Raw genomic sequence first — 17,140 nt, 5'->3', positions numbered from 1 at the left:
TCAGCTTAATGGCCAATGGATATGAGGGCAGCAACTGAGGCACGGAAGGAGGATATGACACGCTTGAAGGCAGAGAAAGGGCATGCTTTTGAAAGAGTGGTAAGAGGCAAGGTCAGAGGGTATACCCGAACCGAAGGTTCAGTCTCTATCTTTTTAATTATGGTGCTGGCATTTGTCTTTCTGTTTACCGCAGTGCTAATTGACTATGCGCGCATTGCGGCTGTAAACGTGCAGGAAGAGCGTTTGGCCAGAGCTGCAGTCCGCTCAGTAATGTCTTCATACGATATCGAACTGAAAGATAAATACGGACTGTTCGCCTATGGCGGCAATGACGGTGATCAGCTTTTGGCCGGTGTGCTGAATGATAATCTGTTTGAGAGCGGGCGAGGCGATTCGTTTAATCTGCTGCCCCTGGGTTTGGATTCTTCCTCCTTGAGCTGGAGCCGTCCGCTCGGAAGCTATGATATCTTCCGCCGGCAGATTGTGGAAGAGATGAAATACAAGGCGCCGATTGATTTCGCCCTGGAGCTGGCCGGTAAGTTCAAGCCGCTGTCTGCGGCCATGGGTGAGGCTTCACGGACAACCAAGGTGCTCGGCAAGCTTCAGCCTTTATATGATGAGCGTGAGGAAGCACTGGATCAGATGCTGAAATCACGGAAGCAGGCAGGGGAGAGTGGACAAGCGCTGCAGGAGCTGATCATGAATCCACCTGGTGGCAGTATCATACCCGCTACCATAGGCACAATTGGCACGGCTGCGGATATTGCGGCTATGTACGGTGACTATGTGGGCAAATATTATGCCGATATGTATAGTGACGAGGACAGCCCTGCACAGTACTGGGGAATTTTATCTGCATATTTGCAGCAATCCGGTGAGCTGCTTGCCCGGTTTCCTGGTGCACAGGCTTCTTATCAAGAGAAACAATCGCGTTATTTAGAGGAGGCGGCAGCCGCGCTGGAGCGGGCGAAAACTTTGAATGCACAAATGAAAAGCCTACTTGAGCAGTCACGAAACAGTGGACCGGACGATGCGCAGGATTCAGCCAGAGACTGGGATATCCCGAACACTTCAGCTGAATTAAGTGCAGATCCCATTAAAAAACTGCGCGAGCAGGAAGATTCGCTTATCCTCACAGCAAGCGAGATCAGCACGATGGAAAATAGCTTGTCAGCACAGTTGACAGCTTCGCAGGCTGTAGTACAGAAGGTGGCTCTTTTGCCAGGAAGCTTAAGCCCGGCTTCGGGACTTAATGCCGACGTTTCCAGCATGAACGCCAGTATTCTCAACGCTTCGGAAGTGGTAAACAAATATTTGCGCAATTATGGAAACGCGGGGACGCTCATTGCTGCCGAAAGTGCTCAAATTGAAGCACATCGCACATATGATAAAGAGCGCAAGCAAGTGGAGCAGGAAGCTAAAGGCAAGCTTAGCGATGCCATGAAGCTGCTGGACCAGATCCGCGGGCTTGGCGCTAGTGCCGGAGAAGCGATGAAACGGTATCAGACTCTGCATAAGTATTACAACGACAATATTGCTTTCAATTCGGGAGTGGATCAGCAAACAGAGACGGCAATGGCTGATCAGAATCCCTATACTGCCGGGAGCGCCTCTATGGTCAAAGTGGACAGCCTCTATGCTGCAATGGGCAATGTGCTGGAAGGGGCCAGGGACAGGCTGTTTCAGACAGAGTATTCGGCGCTGTATTTTCCTCCCTTTGATATCTCTCAGCTGGCCGGTCTGGCTGCTGGATCTGTAAATGAAGGAACGGGAGGACTGGCGGATCAGCTAGATCCTAATGCTCAGGAGCTGGAGTATATTCTGTATGGCTTTTATAATCCTGCCGGGAATATAGCAGCAGCTTACGGGGAGATTTTTGCAGTGCGGCTGGCTATACGTACCATGGAGGGATTTACAGAACGTGCAGGGCTTGCCAATCCACTGCTGATATTGGCCGCAGCACTTCTGTACGGAGTTGAGCAGGCAGTACAGGATATGCTGCTGTTATGTAAAAATGGTGAAATTCCACTGTCCAAATACATACCTGTCAAGCTGAGCTACCGGGACTATCTGCGTCTGTTTCTGGTGCTGCATGGAGGGGGCGATGTTCAATTGTCGCGTATGCTGGCCCTAATCCGGCTGAATACAGGAAGCAACTTGGATGAGAAATTCACATACACAGCAGCGGATATCAAAATGGCTATGCCATTATGGTTTTTGCCGGGAGTGGTGAAGCTGCTGGATTATGGTACAGGTCTTTCCGGTGAAGTGCAGGGCAAATTATATTACCGGACTGTGCAGGCTGATTTTTCTTACTAGCGGGAGGTGGAACCAGGTGGGGTATGGGGATCGGAAGCAAAAAAATCCGGGATCTGAAGGCAGCATGGTAGTAGAAGCCGCAATGGTCCTTCCCATGTTTCTGCTCTTTGTCCTGTTCCTGATCTTCATCGTGCAAATGACCTTATATTCAACTGCGCTGCAGAGCACGGCTTCGGATACGGTTAAGGTGATCTCGACTCATATGTACCCTGCTGCGTTGGCAGCACAGAAATGGGAGGAGAAGAATGGAGAGGCTGCCGGTGGTCCTGGCGGTGCGGGAGCGGCTTCGGAGGGTGCTGCTTCCACGGATAAATGGAGCGTTCCGCGGCTCTCGCTTGAAGAGTGGAGTGACAGCTATGTGGCAGACCTGCCGGAACCAATAGCGGATTGGGTCAGCGCGGCCGTAAAGCGGGGTGAAGAACCTTTGCAGGAACTGCAGGCAGAGGCATCCGAAGGCGTACTGGATCTGGCGCTCAAGCCTGTAATGAAGCCTTATCTATCCACAGACTGACTGGATTATGACCGCATACATGTTTCGAATGTGATTGTCCCGGACCTGAAGACGGGGGCGCGGCCATACTTTGGACTCGTGGTGAGTTATGCGCTGCCGATGAAGGTACCTTTTCTGAATCAGCGCATCGTGCTTGAGGCCAGTGCGGTGGAACGCTTATGGATAGGGAATACAGATGCGGAAGGCGATGAAGACAGCTCAGGAGGGGAAGAAGATCATAGCACTATTGTGATTCTGGAGAAACCAAATCCAGGAGTAGCGAATGATCAGGGCAGGATCCGGGTTAAGATACCGCCTAATGCTTCTGCCAGTCTGTCTATCTTCTACAAGAGCGGCCAGAGTACAGCTAAATATTTAGGGTGGAAGCAGGCGGATAAGAACGGATATCTTGAGTGGGAATGGAAAATCGGGGTTAACACTACTCCGGGTACATGGCCATTTGTTATTCAGCTGGAGGATGGAACCTCTCTGGAGGCGACTTTTACAGTGGTGAAAAGAAATCAAGTGAAAGAAGTGAAATGATAATGACGGTATGGGCATTCTGGAGCTGCCTGCTATTCCTCGCAGCGGCACTCCTTATGGATATCCGTTTCATGAGAATACCGAACTGGATTACGCTTCCGCTATTGATCGTCGGACTGATTGCGCAGGGTGTGATGAATGGACGTCACGGAATCCTAATGTCTATATGTGGTGCAGGTACAGGGTTTTTGCTGCTGCTGATCATGCATCTTCTGGGGGCGGTTGGAGCTGGGGATGTGAAGCTTTTTGCAGGAATCGGTGCCTGGACTGGAATATTGTTCACACTGCAGGTCACGGTCTATTCTGTATTGTTCGGCGCAGTAATTGGTTGGATTATCGTTCTCGCAAAACATGAAACGGGAAGCCGTGTAAGAGGGATTATCAGCAGAAGTGCCGGGTTTCTAATGCTCCGGGATCCCCGGATATTGAATACCGGAAGCAAGGAAGCGTTGAAATTCCCTTTTATGCTGGCAGTTATGCCGGGGTTCATCTGTGCTTATTTGTACTTATAATGAAGAGGTGAGGAGTATTGTTCGGATTAAGCCGTGATTTTGTACAGCAGGATGGCATTTCGATGCTGCTCAGCAAGCCTGGGGGACTAAGACCGGCAGAGCTTAATATGGTTCAGACCCGGATGCTGATGAATTCAGGAATTCCCCATCATCTGAGGCTGCAGCTCCGGGAAATAGATTTGCAGGTAACCCTGGAATATGCGCTGTCCCGCCGGAAAATGCTCAGCCATCTCCTGAAAGGGGAGAAGCTCGGCTTGACCGATTTCTTCGGCCTGCTGTTGCAGATTGCGTCAGGGATGGAGGAGGGGCGCCTGTACATGCTGCAGGCAGAACAGTATTTGCTGCATGAGGATTATATTTTTATCGATGGGCCACTGCATGGCGGCAAAGTATACCTCACTTATCTCCCTATGCAGTCTGCTGAGGATTCAGTGAGTGCCGGAAGAGCGCTAACGGCATTGATTATGGCGCTTATGGCGTCCGTTAGAGAACTGTCCGGCGACGGGGTTCAGAGGCTGTTGCAATACTGCGGTGAAGAGGGGTTCACTCCAGGAGGGCTAAAGGAACTTCTGGCAGAGCTGTTGACAGAAGGTGAAGGGACAAAATGGCACTCGGATACTGTCCGGCCTGCACCAAGCACCTTTTTGCCCGATGCACATGTACCCGATGCAGAGAGAAGTATTCAGAAACGGAGTGGTTCATTGCCAGGCGCTACTCTACCCGGTGAAGAGCAGCGCAGCGCGGATCAGAGTTTCGCGAGTGTGGCTGCAGAGCCTCCAAAGCCAACTCCATGGATGAGCGGCTATCCGAGGCTTAAGCTGAAGGAGGAACAGCAGCAGCTGCTGGCGGATGATCGGGATCTTGGGAGCAAAGCGGCTCCCGATACCTCTGCTTACAGAACCTATGCAATGCTGGGTGGTGTTGTGGCCGATGCGGTGTTGTGGAAGTTTCTATATTTGAACCATCCCAAACCGCTTTGGATGGTTGTCTGTGTACTTGCGACGCTCATGTTAGGTATATTCTGCTGGCTGGTATGGAGTGGAAGGCTGATCTTGGGTGGTACCAAGGCAGATGAAGAGGCAGGAGACGAGATTGCGGCTAAGGGCCGGAGGAACCCTAAAGAGCTGGAATGGGATTTTGGCCGAAACACTGCAGTTTCTTCTACTATAGTAGATACTTCAAAGGCACTCGTTCCGGTACGAAAATTGGAGCACCCTATTCACAATGACATTCAAACTGCGGTGACGAAAGCCGAATGGCCGGAACGCAGTCTAGCCAAAGCACCGGTTCCAAACCCTCCATTATTTGTTGAAGCTACAGCACTGCTTCAGCATGGATCTCACTCCAGGATGGAACAGGAGCAGGAAGGGGAGCGTGCGATACCCTATCTTGAAAGAATTCAGGAAAACGCAGGCGGGATTCCGGAAAAGATCGAACTGAACCGTCCCAGTTTTCTTATTGGCCGATCCCCCGATGTAGCTCAGTATATAGAGAAGTCTGAAGGGGTCTCGAGAGTGCATGCAGAGATCTCCAAGAGTGCGGGAGGATACATCCTGAAGGACCTGGACTCCAGAAACGGAACACTGTTTCAGGGAGAGGCGATGATTCCGTACAAGGAGTATCCACTGACTGAGGGAGCTATGTTCACTATAGTAAAAGGATGTTATACCTTCCGTTCCGCCTGAGAGGAGGGCCTGACTGTTTATTCCGATTTCAGATGTTCCAATGATGGCTGTAAGGTAGGGTAAGTAAAGGAAAACCCATGCTGCAAGGCTTTGGCAGGGAGTACCCGCTGGCCTTCCAGTAAGATTTCCGACAGTTCACCGACGGCAGCCTTCAGCAGAAGTGACGGGATGGGGAACCAGTGTGGCCGATGATAAACCTTACCGATCATTTTGCCAAATGCCTCATTGGTAACAGGGTTCGGGGCAGTAGCATTGACAGGACCTTCAATTCCGGGAGTTTGGACGCAATAATCGATCAGCCGGACGATATCAGTGAGATCAATCCAGGACAGCCACTGCTTTCCGCTGCCAATTTTACCGCCGAAGCCGAGCATGTAGGGCAGTTTCATTTTGGGGAAAGCGCCGCTTTCGTTGCCGAGCACTACTCCTGTGCGCAGCTTGACCACTCTTACGTTCTTATAAGCTTCGTCCGCAGCTGCTTCCCATGTCTTAACAACCTCGGATGGGAAGTCCATGACATGGGCCGGGGAGGCCTCGTCATAGGTACCCTGCAGTGAAGTTCCGTAAATAGCTACGGCAGAAGACTGGATCACTACGGAAGGTTTGTTCTTCAGTGCATTCAGAAGCTTGGCCACTGCCGAGACGGTTTCAAGACGGGACTGCATAATGGCCTTTTTGCCGCTTGGGGTCCAGCGCTGGCTGAGTGAAGAACCGGCAAGATTAACCAGCGCATCTGCACCTTCGGCTAGCTCCGGATTTGACGCTAGGCTGTCCCAGGTAAGGAAGCTAAGGCCTGGATGGGCAGCGGTCTGGGATTTAGGCTGCTTGCGGCCGACAACAATGATCTGATGCCCGCCCTGGAGCCAGTATTCGGTAAGCTCGCGTCCGATAAATCCGCTGCCGCCGCAGATTACGTATTTCATACAATCGCTCCTTCGGTTACTTAATCAGATGCTGGTAAGGAGAGTAGTCAATGCCGTTCTTTTCAAGGAAGCTGATGAGAAAGCGGTTGTCGCGCCGTGGTGTAGCTACGATATAGCCTCTGATGCAGTGCTCACGGGTGACCTCCGGCGCATGACTCTCCACGGCAATCCTGCCAATCTCGGCAGCTATGGAGTGCTTGGCGATATCGCGGAAGGGACCCGGCACAGGCTGGACGAGCTGATCCAGAAAAGCTTTCATCTCGTCGCTCCACAGAGGACGGCTGCGTTCGACCCAATAATTTTGCCAGTCCAGCTTGGACTTGCCATCGGCTTTGGGCAGCACTTTGAGAAATTTGCGAAACATAAAATAGCCGCCGATGCACATGCAGCCGAGCAGCAAAAAAGTCCAAAATGCGATGGAGTTCATAAACCAATTGCTCGGTGCTGCGGATAACAAGCTTAAGCCTGATTTAAATGACATGATTACACCGCCTTTGACAATGATGATTGTCACAAACTTCATTCTCATCTAAAGTATAGCGTATTTCTATAGTTTTGCGAAGCAGAAGCAGGCACATGGAGCTTGCCTAGATTTATTTTCCCGATCACGGTAGAATAAGGGTTAATTCGTGAAGGAAAGAGGGAAAAAAGCATGCTGAAACTAGGTTCACATGTGTCCTGTGCGGACAAGGGTCTCCTGAGTGCGGCCAATGAAGCAAACGAGTACGGATCAACCTCATTTATGATATATACAGGTGCGCCGCAGAATACGCGCCGCAAACCGATTGAATCGATGTATCCCGCTGAAGGTAAGCTGGCGATGAAAGAGAATGGTGTGGAGGAAATCGTAGTCCATGCCCCCTACATCATCAACTTGGGTTCTTACAAGGAAAGCACATATCAATTGGCTGTTGATTTTCTGCAAGAGGAAATCCGCCGTACCCATGCGCTTGAGGTGAAACATATTGTACTCCATCCGGGAGCATATACGGACAAGGATGCTGAATACGGCGTACAACGGATTGCTGATGGCCTGAATGAGGTACTTGACGGTACGAACGAGACGGAAGTGCATATTGCACTGGAAACGATGGCAGGTAAAGGGACAGAAGTGGGCCGCAGTTTCGAAGAAATCGCCTCGATTATCGACAAGGTCACACATAACGAGCGGCTGTCCATCTGCCTTGATACCTGTCACATTCACGATGCCGGATATGATATAGTCGGCGACCTGGATGGTGTGCTTCAGCAGTTTGACCGGATCATTGGCCTGAATCGGCTGGGTGTAGTCCATATCAACGACAGCAAAAATCCGCGCGGAGCGGGCAAAGACCGCCATACCCCTATCGGCTCAGGATACATTGGCTTTGAAACCATCAACAAGGTAGTTCACCACGAAGCTCTTGCGGGTCTGCCGTTCATTCTGGAGACGCCTTGGATCGGAAAGGAAGCGAAGACACTGCGTCCTATGTACGAGGTGGAAATTGCGCTGCTTCGCGGCACGGTGGCTGAACGGTTCGGAGCGGAGTTCCTGGGTGAGGTTGAGCAGCTGCAGGCCTTTTTTGCCAAACAGGAGCTTGATCCCCGCCAGTATGTGCTGAATGTATGGGAACTGCTGAAGAACGATGCCAAGGCCAAGAAGGCGGACCCGCGTGAACCTCTGGAACGTTTGTACGATTCGGTTGCCGAGGCTCAGCTGTTTCCGCAGCTAAGCGAGGCAGCTGTCAATCAGCGGCTTATCGCCTGGCTGGCAGGCAAGCAATTACTCGTGAACGCATAAGCCAAACTATAGAATGCGCAAGTAGATGAGAGGATGGAAAGAGAACTATGGAGTTGCATGTCAAAAGAGATCATTCGTCAAGCGGACAATACCCGGACCGGGCACGCATGCTTATCTCCTGTCCGGATGGGCCGGGAATTGTGGCTGCAGTATCGCATTTTCTGTACCAGCATGGCGCGAACATTGTTCAGTCGGATCAATATACCATGGACCCGGATGGCGGAATGTTTTTTATGAGAGTGGAGTTTGACCTGCCCAAGCTGGATGAGCGGATTGACGAGGTGCGTTCGATCTTCGGCGGGGTTGCTGAACGTTTCCAGATGAACAGGCAAATTTTCAAGGTTAGCCACAAGAAACGGCTGGCTATCTTTGTTTCCAAAGAGGATCATTGTCTGGTGGAATTGCTCTGGCAGTGGCAGGCCGGGGATCTCGATGCGGATATCGCCCTGGTTGTCAGCAACCATACGGATATGCAGGCCTATGTGGAATCCTTTGGCATTCCGTTCTATCATATTCCGGTCACGGAGGATACCAAAGTGGAAGCGGAGCAGCGCCAGCTTGAGGTCATCGGAGATGACATTGATGTGATTATTTTGGCTCGATACATGCAGATTATCTCACCAGCATTCATAGAGCATTACCGTCACCGGATCATTAACATCCATCATTCGTTCCTTCCGGCGTTCGTTGGCGGCAAGCCCTATGCCCAGGCCTATCAGCGCGGAGTGAAAATTATCGGCGCAACCGCCCACTATGTTACAGAAGAGCTGGACGGTGGTCCCATTATTGAGCAGGACGTGCAGCGGGTCAGCCACAGCGATGACGTGAACGAGTTGAAACGCATCGGGCGCACCATTGAGCGGGTCGTTCTGGCCCGGGCGGTCAAATGGCATATCGAGGACAGAATTCTTGTACATCATAACAAGACAGTGGTTTTTAATTAATTGGAATTCCTCCGGTGAACAGCAGCAGTCATGCTGTATTTTGACAGTGTCTGCCGTTCACCGGAATCCTTCTCCAACCGGGACCTTGCTCCCGCAGTAACCTCAAGCCCAGTAACTCCTCATTGATAATCTAATACTTTTCTCAACCACAACAGGTGAAAAAGCATTTTACCGGACATTTTGGCGCACTATGCCAAAGTGTATTTTGTCGTGTTCACTAACACATTTATAAGGGGGTAGAAAGTTTGGTTTCACAGCGGGGACATTTGTTAAGACGCAATTATTTGTTTGCTTTTCTCATTTTGCTTATCGGCTTCGGCGGTCTACTCGGCTACGATCTGTACTTCAAACCGTACGTGCTGTCGCAGACTGTGGTTAAGATCAAAGTGGCCCAGGACAGCTTTTTGCCCAAAAATTATGAGCTTAAGCCAAGTGACCTGTATCTGGATTCTGTTCAGACCAAGGATATTCCTGCAGGGGTAATCACGGACATCAGTCAGGTGGAGCATAAGATCACTAATGTAAACTTGACGAACGGAAGTATTCTGACGGCAGTTCTTGTGGATGTTAGTGATTTGGAGCCGCAGCAGGATGAGGGGATTTTCCCGATTCCCAAGGAAGCGATCTATGCGATCAACGGCTCACTGCGCAGCAGAGACAAGGTGGATATTTATCTCGTCGAAGGCGATTCGGCGGATCAGGCGCGGAATAGCGGATATAGAGCCTCAGTCGCAACCGCAGGTGACGGGAATTCCGGCACAGATGGTTCAACAGCGGGGACAGGAGCCGTAGAATCACAGCCTTCCGCCCCTCCACGCAAGGTGTTTCTCACCGGAGTCACTGTTAATTATGTAAGAACTGAAGACAACAACGATGTCCAGGATTCCGAGAACGGCAATACGAACAACCGCTTCACCTCAACCGGCAAGGTCGCTGCTCCCGAACTGAAGCTGAAAAAAAGTGACGGCGAACGGCTTGGACAATATCTGGAGCAAGGTAAAAAGCTGTGGATTGTGCGTGTTGAGTAAAAGGGAAAGGAGGGGAATGGAATGAAAATATTCAGTTTTGGGATGGATCAGCTGACCATCAATGAGATCAAGCTTGCCGGGTTTACGGTAGTTACGCAAAATGTCCTGCCCGAGCCTTCCCAGACTCAGGGGCAGATGCTAATGGTTACAAGCGAACAGGTGCCCGTTTCAGGTTTAAGTGAACTGCGGCAGGGTTATCCGAACTCCTCCATATTATATATTTACCGGCAAAAGGGGGTAAGGAGCTATCAGGCTATTCATATGTTATGTGAAAGTCTGGGGATCTTCTTTATCCCGCCCCGTGCGACCTCTTCAGCGATTGTGGAGAAGCTGCGCTACATTCTGGAGGATGAGCGTGAAGAGCGCGGTAATCTCGTCGGATTTTTTGGTTCCGGTCCAGGTATCGGTTGTACGAGTATCGCCAAACTGTTCGCCCGGCGGATTGCCGCTTCGGGACAACGTGTGATTCTGCTCGGACTTGATCTGTATGATCCCGGATTCGATCGCAAGACGGCCATCAGCCTCGACAGGCTGCGCCCCCGGATGACCGGTAAAATGCTCCAGGCAGCGGATTTTGAAGGTCTGGTTAAACAGGAGGGGTACGCCTATTTGCCGGGCAATTTTGATTATTTAAGTGTTCAGGATTACCAAGAGGAGGAGATTGAATATCTGCTTGCCCAAGCTGCCGGGAATGCTGATGTGGTAGTCGCCGACTTCGGGTCCATTCCCGAGAGTGCCGCATGGTATGTGGGGATGCAGAAAACGGCTCTGCGCATGATGGTTACGCATCCGAAGCATGAGTATCGCCTTCAGCCACTCATGGAGCTTGCCGGACACATGGATCTGCACCCGCAGGATTTCCAGTGGATCATCAACCGCAGCAATGTGGAGGAAATGAGCTCACCTAAGAATTTGGCCCTCCGCTTCGGCAGTGAGATTTTGCTTGAGTTGCCCTATTACCAGCCATTTCAGGACAGTCTTCCACTGGGCAAAAGAGAGCTGCAGCAGGTGGACGACAAGGTTCACGCGCTGCTGGTATCCCTCGGTATGGCACCGGAAGCCCGAAAGAAGGGGATTTTTCAATGATTGAATATCGGGATGAGGTATGGGCGGCAAGTTGGAAGCAGCAGAAGGAGACGAAGCTTGAAGTCGAAGCTTTGGAACATGTACTTGAGCCGTTACGGCTGCCGATTCTACAGGACAACCATAGGCTGTTTTCACTGAAGCAAAAAGTGTTGAGTACCTGCAAGCCGGGCAAGGAGGACTTTTACGGTTTTCTGCAAAAAATGAAAAATGACATGAACGCCGAGCTGGAGCGGGAGGACGACGGGTACTTTGAGCTAAATGCAAAGGCGCTGATCGGGGATCCGCAGGCCGTTAGCTTTTTCATGAATGAGATCGAGAAATATCTGCGCAAAACACCGTTTACCGGCAAAGTGCCGGATGCCTACGGGACAGCGGCAGAGGCGCTGTTTCACGAATGGAAGGGATTTGGACCTGCCTACCGCTGGTTCACTGACCGGGCCTATAGCGAATCTACCGGGCTGCAGATGATCGGACGGCAGATTTTTTATAACCATCGCGGGAAATTTGTGGTGTATCCCTATGAGATGCCTTCACTGGACCGGGTTGAACAGCTCAAACGTTCCTTGCTGAAAAGCGACCCCAACAAAAAACTCAACAAGGATAACCCTTCCGTCGAGTTCAAAATGGATGATCCCCTCTGGCCCGGCCGCTTCATCCGGCTCGCGATTTGGGTATCGCCCAGGGTGTGGGAAGGCTTCACCACGATCTCGCTGCGGCGGCAGGTAGTGGAGTTCCTGGATCTGGAGGATCAAGCCGGTACTGAATGTATCCCTGCAGAAGCTATTGAGCTTATCCGCGCGCTGTCGGGTACGTTCCGCAACACCATTATCGCCGGTGCAGTAGGATCAGGTAAAACCACTTTCGCCAACACGGTTGTCGGTGAGCAGTTGCTCGGTTCCTCTTCCTGTATGGGAGTCGTGATGATCGAAAAGCATCCAGAGTCGATTTTGCCGTATCAGATCAAAGGCCACCGGATTATCCCGATTCAGGCAGCCAACGAGGAATTGATGGAGGTTGGGGTGGAGTCGCTGCGGCATGATCCGAACATTCTCTATATGACGGAAATGCGGTATAACGAATGGGAATTTTATCTGTGGAGCGGTGAAAAGGGCTATGACGGGATTACAGGAACCTTTCATACGGTGGATTCGGAGGATATTCCTTATCAGGGTGCTTTTGCGGTGTCCACCCGGATCGGCGGCAGCCTGAAGGGCCATCTGATCTCTGCGCTGAAGTCCTGTGAGCTAGTGTTTATTCTGGAAAGTGTAGCGGACGGAAAGAAACGGCTGGCGCGGATCTCCGAGGTGTACTATGACGAAGCAGCCAACTCCGTATTTGCCAATGATCTGATGCGCTGGGAAGAAGAACAGTCCGCATGGAGCTACAATGACAAGCTGACGGCCAGCCTGATGCGGAAGATGAAGAAGAAAAATCCGCGCGCTTCGCGGGTGCTTCTGCAGGAGCTTGGGCATTTGGCTGCGCTGAAACCGATGGACGGACCGCTGAAAGAGAGTCTCAAGTCAAAGATTGTCCTGAACGAATGAAAATGAGGGGGAGAGCTTGTGGAACTGTTATTTTATGTGCTTCAGGTTGCCTTTCATTTATTGATTGCCGGTGGCCTGTGGCTGCTGGTGAAGCCGCTCATTGAGAGGCATTTAAGGCAGCTTGGACAAAAGATCGACCAGCGGATGAGCCTGCGGATCAGTCTTTTTGGTAAAAAGGTCAGCAGCAATAAAAAGAGGAGGTGGCTGTACCGGCATTTAGACGATCTGCTCTATTTTGCTAAGCGTAAGTATGAGCCGGGGATTAGTGTCACGCGTTTTTTGATTCACACGTTGTTTCTGTTCAGCGCCGTGTTTCTCTCGGGAATGCTGACCTTGAGCGAACTGCCGGGGCATTTGAGCTTCAGTAATCCGTTTTTGGAGGGCATCAGCTTCGATGAACGGATTCCGGTTCAGGGGAATTGGCGCTTTCCGCTCTTTGTTGCAGTCATCGCAGGCAGTATTCCTTATTTGCGGACAAGATATCTCTATGCTCAGCGCAAGGTGCGCGGGAGCTACGATCTATTGGATGTGATCAAAATCGCGACCAAATTCACTCACCTGTCGGTAGACTCGATTTTAACCAAAACCGCTGAATTTTTAACAGAAGAAAGTGTGCTGAAAACCCCGCTTAGACTGCTGGGAGCGGCATTCTCCAACTATAGCAATGAACGGGAACTGACCCATGAGGCAGAGCGGTTTGCGGGGGCTATTGGAACTACCTTTGCCGTGGAATTTGTCTCGGATTTGCTCTACTGCGAGAAAGAGGGAACCCGTTATCTAAAGAACACGCTTATGATGCTAAGCCGCTCCATGGAGCAGCAGCGGGAGACGATCCTGACAGTGAAGGCGGGCAGCAGGGACGCTATCAGTCTCGGGCTGTACGGCAATCTGGTGGTTCTCGTGTCATCCGTCGGAACGTTTATTTACATGCTGAAGCCGGATGTTTATTTCAAATTGCAGTTCCAGACTACTGTCGGTTTGACGTTTTTGATGATTATTATTGCTGGACTGTTCATCTCCTTCATGATCAGTACCATACTCGCCAGGCCAAAGCTGGACTACCACTAAGGTGATGAATGAATTATGGACAGACTCTTACTTTTGATTGCTGTACTCGGAATTGTATATCTTTCGTTGCTGGTTTTTGTGAGCAGCAGTTCCAGACAGGAGCGTTATCTGCTTCGGCTGGGTACAAGGTGGAGGATACTCGGAGAACGGATGCACAATGAGCGGCTGCAGCTGCTGCTGAATAACAGCGGTCTAACCCTTTCCGCAGGCAAAATCACACTGTTCCGCTATTCGGCTGCACTGATTTATTTGTTGGTTCAGGGGGCAGGAGACTTCCTGCGTTCGGAAGCTTTTTCTATCTATGATCTACTTGTTGCTGTTCTGATTCTGTTGATTACCAGTCCGTTAAGATATCTTCCGCTGGGGTGGCTGCTCGCCTGGCTTCATCAGAAGACACTCATTCAAAAAGACGGTGAGTTGATCTCATTCATCCGGCTCTATGAGAACAATCGGCTGCGCAAGCGGGGTTACATGCAGTTTGGATCTTTTTGCGCCGGAACGGCCGGACATTTCAATTACATTCGCCAGGATCTGTATGAGCTGTCCGAACGTGCAGTCGATGAGGGTACCGAACGGGCGATTGAATGGTTCTGCGGTAAATTCCCGGACAATCACGCCTTTATCAACGATATCCGTTCCATTCTGCTGGCAACGGAGGGGATGGACGATGATACGGAAGCAGCCAATTATTTGCGGGAGCAAGGCAAGATCATTACCAAGATCTCCAGTGATCAATATTTGAAAAAATGGTCCTTCATCGGAGACATCTCTACCATCATCAACGTGATTCCCTCCATTGCCACTTTCCTAATGATTGTGTCGCTGGCAATGCAGTACATTTTGCTGATCAAAGGCAACTTCAATGGGGTAGGGATGTTTCAGTGAGTGGATGAATTGCATCGTATGAAATTTTCTATATTCAAGAATCATTTAAAAATATAAAATGAAAAGGGAGATATTAACAATGAAAAAAGACGCTATTTCTACTGGATTGTTCATCGCTATCGGATTCCTGTGTGTTGCCATCGTAATTGCCATTTTGATTCCGGTTGTTCGGGATGTCATTAACTCTGCGGACGACAACAGACCAACCATTCCAGGTGTCACTATAGTGCAACCGGTAGAGTCCGGACCATCGGCTACACTTGCCCAGACCCAGTTCCACACTTCGGTCTGATCACGATGAAAAAAGACTCCATTTCAGTCGCAATGTTTCTGGCTATCGGCTTTGTGATTGCAGGCATGTTCATCGCAACGGCCACAAATATTATCGGCAGCAGCCAGGACGATATCATCACACACACCAAACAAGTCGAGCAGTATTAAGAGGGGGCGTAGGCATTGAAAGCTACCGTTCTCCGGGCATTATTCATGTGGCTTGTCTTGTTCATTATCCTGCAGCCCATCTTCACCTACATTGATTATCTGCTCGATTTGCAGGTCAAGGCCAATACCTCCTATATTACGCAAAAAGCGGCAACGGAGGGGATGGTCACGGCTTCAATGAAAAGTGAGGTCATCGCTAATCTAAAGGCTGTTGGATTTCCTGAGGCTTCGATACAAATCACAAGCAGCACGGAAACTGTTCAGGAACGCAAGCGGCGCATGGATGTGTATGTCTCAGCACCTCGAATGAATCTTTTCCCGTATAATTTTTCCGGAGTGGCCCAGCCCACGCGTTATTACGGGCACGGTTCTATCATGAGTGAGTATCTCGACTGATTAAGGGATGAACCTAATCTATGGACTATATTATTAAGCTGGCGTTTGTTCTACTGATCTTCGTCTATTCCTGGTTTTTTCAGATTCAGAATCAGGAATGGGACATGCTACGCAGCATGCTCAAGGATGCTAATAATATAGCCGTCCATGACGCATCACAGGAGCTTAATGAGTCCGCACGGGCACAAGGCCGTCTGATCATTGATCCCGCTGGAGCTTTTGCCACATTCCGGCAATCCCTTCAGGCGAATCTGGGACTGGACGACGGCCTGTCCCCCCTGGCGGGCAGCCGGATTCAAACTCAAGTGAAAATTGTAAAGTTCGACATAGTCGATCAATCCAGTGGAGTTACTTTTCCTTTTCTCTACGAGGACAGCCAATATGGGATCACTAAATACATACAAGGTCCGTCCGTGATTGCCGTCATTGAGACGGCCCATCCGGTGCTAATCTCCCGGGCGAAAGTTCAGGAGGCCATCATCGTTCCTGCTGTGCAGGAGTATAAGATGAATGATTAATGCCGCTACTGCCGCGTCGATTATGAGGGATAATCTTTCGAAGTATGGGCTCATGAAGGATATGAGGTTGCAGGCTACTGTGATGACTCGTGGTTGAGTTATACGTTGGAAAAATAATGGTTTGTGCTTTTTCTCCAAAGCTGGAGACTGATACTACGAGTAAAAAGCGGAGTTAGCATTCGGATTGAGGGCCATTGATCCTACTTGTAGCTTCTCAAGAAACAATAAACGCAACGTCACCCTTCCCAACTCCGCTTGGGCGGTGTCCCCCACGATGAACTACCCGGTGAAGAATAATCGAGGTGGCGCAAATGGTAATCCTGATCCAAGGCGAGCCATAGCAGGCTGTATCTAAATACAATACTAAGGAGTGTTCGAAGATGAAAAAGACAATGATGAAAGCAATTATGGCAGCAACAATGTTAATCAGTTCAGTAGCAGGTCAGTGGGAAATTTCAAATGCACATGCAGCTGCAGCAACTCCTGCACCGATTATCAGAGATAACCTATTTAAGTTTGGTCTAAAAAAGGAAGTTGAGTTGCCGGTGACCATTACGTCCGGAGGGTTCAGCTATACGCTGGAAAAATTAATGATTTACGATGTGAAGTCCAATGATGCACAGGCGCTGATGAAAAAATATGGGTATAGTGATCGAATCTACAAAAATCCAACTAAATATATGGTTTGGACCAAAATAACTCTTGAGAATAAAGGGAGTAAAACTGTTCAATTCAGTGCCACAGATTTGTCGTTAAAATGGTTTATAACTATAAATGATAAGGATCTGCAAGCACCAACGCCTAAAAATAAAATAAATAAAGTAAATGACAAGGAGGCCTTATACACATGGGTTCTTAAGCCTGGAGAGAAGTTGACTAGCTATCAAATGTATGGAGCTACAAAAAAACCAACGAGTATCTCGATTTGGACAAACGTTGGTGGTGGTTTTGATGAAAAAATAATTGTAAAGGAGTAAA

19 protein-coding genes are annotated in these 17,140 nt (G+C 50.0%); 17 read left to right on the top strand and 2 right to left on the bottom strand.

Annotated elements, in window-relative coordinates; all coding sequences use genetic code 11:
- Positions 1 to 15: 15 nt before the first annotated feature.
- Genes ACTJKB_RS15295 through ACTJKB_RS15275 form a run of 5 tightly spaced genes read left to right on the top strand, consistent with a single transcriptional unit; the run spans position 16 to position 5,549 of the window.
- Complete coding sequence (locus ACTJKB_RS15295) at positions 16 to 2,319, top strand: hypothetical protein (protein ID WP_440835076.1); 2,304 nt, start codon at positions 16 to 18, stop codon at positions 2,317 to 2,319.
- A 16-nt stretch (positions 2,320 to 2,335) separates the two neighbouring features.
- Positions 2,336 to 2,830 carry a TadE/TadG family type IV pilus assembly protein gene (locus ACTJKB_RS15290; RefSeq protein WP_440835075.1) on the top strand — a complete coding sequence of 165 codons (495 nt, stop codon included), beginning with the start codon at positions 2,336 to 2,338 and terminating at the stop codon, positions 2,828 to 2,830.
- Between the two features lie 30 nt (positions 2,831 to 2,860).
- Entirely contained in the window at positions 2,861 to 3,352 is a 492-nt protein-coding gene (locus ACTJKB_RS15285) for a hypothetical protein (RefSeq protein WP_440835074.1), read from the top strand.
- 2 nt (positions 3,353 to 3,354) lie between these two features.
- Complete coding sequence (locus ACTJKB_RS15280) at positions 3,355 to 3,864, top strand: A24 family peptidase (RefSeq protein ID WP_440835073.1); 510 nt, start codon at positions 3,355 to 3,357, stop codon at positions 3,862 to 3,864.
- Between the two features lie 17 nt (positions 3,865 to 3,881).
- Complete coding sequence (locus ACTJKB_RS15275) at positions 3,882 to 5,549, top strand: DUF6382 domain-containing protein (RefSeq protein WP_440835072.1); 1,668 nt, start codon at positions 3,882 to 3,884, stop codon at positions 5,547 to 5,549.
- A 17-nt stretch (positions 5,550 to 5,566) separates the two neighbouring features.
- Here the strand turns inward: ACTJKB_RS15275 and ACTJKB_RS15270 are convergent, their stop codons facing one another.
- Positions 5,567 to 6,472 carry a TIGR01777 family oxidoreductase gene (locus ACTJKB_RS15270; RefSeq protein ID WP_440835070.1) on the bottom strand — a complete coding sequence of 302 codons (906 nt, stop codon included), beginning with the start codon at positions 6,470 to 6,472 and terminating at the stop codon, positions 5,567 to 5,569.
- Between the two features lie 16 nt (positions 6,473 to 6,488).
- Positions 6,489 to 6,953: a DUF2621 domain-containing protein gene (locus tag ACTJKB_RS15265; protein ID WP_440835609.1), complete on the bottom strand. Its 465-nt coding sequence runs from the start codon at positions 6,951 to 6,953 to the stop codon at positions 6,489 to 6,491.
- Between the two features lie 171 nt (positions 6,954 to 7,124).
- Here ACTJKB_RS15265 and ACTJKB_RS15260 point away from each other — a divergent pair, with 171 nt between their 5' ends.
- The 12 genes from ACTJKB_RS15260 to ACTJKB_RS15205 all read left to right on the top strand — a co-directional run bounded on the left by ACTJKB_RS15260 (position 7,125) and on the right by ACTJKB_RS15205 (position 17,139).
- The gene (locus ACTJKB_RS15260) at positions 7,125 to 8,252 is read left to right on the top strand and encodes a deoxyribonuclease IV (RefSeq protein ID WP_440835069.1); all 1,128 of its coding nucleotides are present in this window, start codon (positions 7,125 to 7,127) and stop codon (positions 8,250 to 8,252) included.
- Positions 8,253 to 8,299: 47 nt separating this feature from the next.
- Positions 8,300 to 9,196: a formyltetrahydrofolate deformylase gene (gene purU, locus ACTJKB_RS15255; protein ID WP_440835068.1), complete on the top strand. Its 897-nt coding sequence runs from the start codon at positions 8,300 to 8,302 to the stop codon at positions 9,194 to 9,196.
- A gap of 245 nt (positions 9,197 to 9,441) precedes the next feature.
- A complete protein-coding gene (locus tag ACTJKB_RS15250) occupies positions 9,442 to 10,224 on the top strand; it encodes an SAF domain-containing protein (protein ID WP_440835067.1) in 783 nt (260 codons plus the stop codon).
- A gap of 21 nt (positions 10,225 to 10,245) precedes the next feature.
- Positions 10,246 to 11,310 (top strand): hypothetical protein, encoded by a 1,065-nt coding sequence (locus ACTJKB_RS15245; protein ID WP_440835065.1) that lies wholly within the window; start codon positions 10,246 to 10,248, stop codon positions 11,308 to 11,310.
- Positions 11,307 to 12,854 carry a hypothetical protein gene (locus tag ACTJKB_RS15240; RefSeq protein WP_440835064.1) on the top strand — a complete coding sequence of 516 codons (1,548 nt, stop codon included), beginning with the start codon at positions 11,307 to 11,309 and terminating at the stop codon, positions 12,852 to 12,854. The genes ACTJKB_RS15245 and ACTJKB_RS15240 overlap by 4 nt, the downstream gene beginning before the upstream one ends.
- A gap of 18 nt (positions 12,855 to 12,872) precedes the next feature.
- Positions 12,873 to 13,922, top strand: coding sequence for a hypothetical protein (locus tag ACTJKB_RS15235; protein ID WP_440835062.1), 1,050 nt, complete (start codon positions 12,873 to 12,875; stop codon positions 13,920 to 13,922).
- Positions 13,923 to 13,937: 15 nt separating this feature from the next.
- Positions 13,938 to 14,807: a hypothetical protein gene (locus ACTJKB_RS15230; RefSeq protein ID WP_440835061.1), complete on the top strand. Its 870-nt coding sequence runs from the start codon at positions 13,938 to 13,940 to the stop codon at positions 14,805 to 14,807.
- A gap of 79 nt (positions 14,808 to 14,886) precedes the next feature.
- Positions 14,887 to 15,099, top strand: a complete 213-nt coding sequence (locus tag ACTJKB_RS15225; RefSeq protein WP_440835060.1) for a hypothetical protein — start codon at positions 14,887 to 14,889, stop codon at positions 15,097 to 15,099.
- Positions 15,100 to 15,104: 5 nt separating this feature from the next.
- A complete protein-coding gene (locus ACTJKB_RS15220; RefSeq protein WP_440835058.1) occupies positions 15,105 to 15,248 on the top strand; it encodes a hypothetical protein in 144 nt (47 codons plus the stop codon).
- A gap of 15 nt (positions 15,249 to 15,263) precedes the next feature.
- Positions 15,264 to 15,644 (top strand): hypothetical protein, encoded by a 381-nt coding sequence (locus ACTJKB_RS15215; RefSeq protein ID WP_440835057.1) that lies wholly within the window; start codon positions 15,264 to 15,266, stop codon positions 15,642 to 15,644.
- 20 nt (positions 15,645 to 15,664) lie between these two features.
- Complete coding sequence (locus ACTJKB_RS15210) at positions 15,665 to 16,162, top strand: hypothetical protein (protein ID WP_440835056.1); 498 nt, start codon at positions 15,665 to 15,667, stop codon at positions 16,160 to 16,162.
- A 380-nt stretch (positions 16,163 to 16,542) separates the two neighbouring features.
- Positions 16,543 to 17,139 (top strand): hypothetical protein, encoded by a 597-nt coding sequence (locus tag ACTJKB_RS15205; protein ID WP_440835055.1) that lies wholly within the window; start codon positions 16,543 to 16,545, stop codon positions 17,137 to 17,139.
- Position 17,140: the final 1 nt, after the last annotated feature.

This window comes from Paenibacillus sp. 22594 (assembly GCF_052044425.1).
Lineage (GTDB): Bacteria > Bacillota > Bacilli > Paenibacillales > Paenibacillaceae > Paenibacillus_AQ.
This window is presented reverse-complemented; position numbering and strand designations above follow the sequence as displayed.